The 2,635-nt window shown below is 61.1% G+C and carries 3 protein-coding genes; 2 read left to right on the top strand and 1 reads right to left on the bottom strand.

Features of this window, described 5'->3' with window-relative positions:
* Window positions 1–315: 315 nt before the first annotated feature.
* Entirely contained in the window at window positions 316–672 is a 357-nt protein-coding gene (gene uraH / locus ABJP42_RS00015) for a hydroxyisourate hydrolase (protein WP_348337820.1), read from the bottom strand.
* 192 nt (window positions 673–864) lie between these two features.
* Between uraH and puuE the strand changes: the two genes are divergently transcribed.
* Complete coding sequence (gene puuE, locus ABJP42_RS00010) at window positions 865–2,283, top strand: allantoinase PuuE (RefSeq protein WP_348337819.1); 1,419 nt, start codon at window positions 865–867, stop codon at window positions 2,281–2,283.
* An 8-nt stretch (window positions 2,284–2,291) separates the two neighbouring features.
* A partial coding sequence (locus tag ABJP42_RS00005) for an ureidoglycolate lyase (RefSeq protein ID WP_348337821.1) occupies window positions 2,292–2,635 on the top strand: 344 nt, incomplete at its 3' end.

Here is a 2,635-nt window from a genome sequence, read left to right as displayed (position 1 = left end):
CGCTGCCTGTTGGACTGAGCCGCTACCGCGGCGCTGCCTGTTGGACTGAGCCGCTACCGCGGCGTTGCCTGTTGAACTGAGCCGCTACCGCGGCGTTGCCTGTTGAACTGAGCCGCTACCGCGGCGTTGCTTGCCAATACTGGGCCGCGATAGCGGCAAAAGAAAGAAGATTTGCTGAGAAGCGCTTCAGGGGGCTTTTTGCCCCTGAAGACGCCCTGTCGAGAATAAGAGCCGTTTTGCCCGCCTCAAGGGCAGGCCGGGCGGAGCCCGGCGGCTGCGCCGCCCTTGACCCGAGCAAAATGGCGAGGAAGGGGATCAGCTACCGCGATAGGTGGAAAAGCCAAAGGGCGAGAGCAGCAGCGGCACATGGTAATGGGCCTCGGCGTCATTGATGCCAAAGCGAATGGGAACCTGATCCAGGAACTGCGGGTCTGCTCCGGCCTGACCACTGGCGCTCAGGTAGTTTCCGGCCTCAAAAATCAGCTCATAGGTGCCGGTGGTGAAGTCGCCCTGGGGCAGGATCGGGCTGTCGGTGCGGCCATCTGCATTGGTGACCATATGTGCCAGCTGCGTGCGGCTCTCCCCCTCTAGCCGGTAGAGCGTGATCGGCAGGCCAGCAGCGGGGCAGCCCCGGGCGGTGTCCAGAACATGGGTGGTCAGATATCCGGTCATTTTTCAGGCGCTCCTGCTGGTTGATGCCGCTTTTTCCTGCATCACATTGGCAATCTGCTGCAAACACCGCTGTTTTGACAGTGTCTTCGGGAATATTTGAAAAAGAACCCGCGCCTTTTACAATAGCAAGAGAGAACAGGGGGTCCTGCGGCATTTTAGGCTGTGGGCAGGAATTGGAAAGAGACGCAGCGCATGAACAGATATCCGCGCAATATGATTGGCTATGGGGCGCAGGCTCCGGATGCCGCCTGGCCGGGGCAAGCCCGCGTGGCGGTGCAATTTGTGCTGAACTATGAGGAAGGCGGCGAGAACTGCACCCTGCATGGCGATGCCGGGTCTGAGGCGTTTTTGTCGGATATCGCAGGTGCTGCACCCTGGGCGGGGCAGCGGCACTGGAACATGGAATCGATTTACGAATACGGTGCGCGCGCCGGGTTTTGGCGGCTGCATGAGATGTTTACCTCGGCGGATATTCCGCTGACGATCTATGGCGTGGCCACAGCCCTGGCGCGCTCCCCAGATCAGGTGGCAGCGATGAAGTCCGCAGGCTGGGAAATTGCCAGCCACGGGTTAAAATGGGTCGAGCACAGGGACATGGCAGAAGACGAGGAACGTGCCGCAATCAGCGAAGCTGTGCGGCTGCATACCGAGGTGGTCGGGGAGCGCCCGCGTGGCTGGTACACCGGGCGCTGCAGCACCAATACGGTGCGGCTGGTGGCCGAAGAAGGCGGTTTTGATTATGTCTCGGATACCTATGACGATGATCTGCCCTATTGGCTGGAGGTGGGCGAGCGTGATCAGCTGGTGATCCCCTATACGCTGGAAGCCAATGATATGCGCTTTGCCACGGCGCCGGGTTATATCACGGGCGAGCAGTTCTTTCAGTACCTTAAAGATGCCTTTGATCAGCTCTATGCCGAGGGTACGGAGGGCGCGCCAAAGATGATGAGCATTGGCTTGCATTGTCGCCTGATCGGGCGGCCTGGCAAGGCGGCCGGGCTGAAACGGTTCATCGACTATATCAAGGGGTTTGAGCAGGTCTGGTGCCCACGCCGCATCGAGGTGGCCGAGCATTGGGCCAAGGCCCATCCGCACCAGCGCCGGGAGCGCGCCAGCCAGATGGAGAAGGCGCGGTTTGTCGAGGTCTTTGGCGGTATCTTTGAACATTCTCCCTGGATTGCCGAACGCGCCCATGGGCTGGAACTGGGGCCGGCGCATGACACCGCAGGCGGGGTGCACAACGCGCTCTGCCGCATGTTCCGCTCTGCCAGTGCGGCGGAGCGTCTTGGTGTGTTGACCGCGCATCCCGATCTTGCCGGAAAACTGGCAGCGGCCAAACGGCTGACGGCCGAGAGCACATCTGAGCAGGCCAGTGCCGGTCTGGATGCGCTGACCGAGGCAGAGCACGCGCGGTTCAGTGCATTGAATGCAGAATATGTTGCGAAGCACGGCTTTCCCTTCATCATCGCGGTGCGCGATCATGACAAGGTCTCGATCCTGGCGGCCTTTGAACGGCGCATTGGTCATGATCGGGAAGAGGAGTTTGCCGAGGCCTGCAAACAGGTGGAGCGTATCGCCGAATTCCGCCTGCGTGATCTGGTGCCATCATGAGCGCGCCAATGACCTCCGTCACCATCCAGCCGATGACCGCCGAGGGCTTTGCACCTTTTGGCGATCTGCTGGATGTCTCTGGCGCGCCGGACAAGATCATCAATCAGGGGCTTTGCGGTCGCTATCATGATCGGGCGCAGATGGATTTTGACGCAGGCCGGGCGGGGGTGAGCTTGTTCAAGGCCGAACCGCGCGACCTGCCGATGCCGCTGGCGATGATGGAGCGCCACCCAGAGGGGAGCCAGGCCTTTATTCCGATGAGCGAACACGGGTTTTTGGTGATCGTGGCGCTGGATGACGGGGGCAAGCCTGGGCAACCTCTGGCTTTTGAAACCGGGCCGGGACAGGCGGT

The sequence above is a fragment of the Pseudophaeobacter sp. genome, assembly GCF_039971195.1.
Taxonomy (GTDB): domain Bacteria; phylum Pseudomonadota; class Alphaproteobacteria; order Rhodobacterales; family Rhodobacteraceae; genus Pseudophaeobacter.
The sequence above is the reverse complement of the archived record's forward strand: the minus strand, read 5'-3'. Positions and strand labels throughout refer to the sequence as shown.

What these genes read in the sequence shown, in the direction of transcription:
- puuE (WP_348337819.1), top strand. Translation starts at nt 865, where the DNA reads ATGAACAGATATCCGCGCAATATGATTGGCTATGGGGCGCAGGCTCCG.
- uraH (WP_348337820.1), bottom strand. Translation starts at nt 672, where the DNA reads ATGACCGGATATCTGACCACCCATGTTCTGGACACCGCCCGGGGCTGC.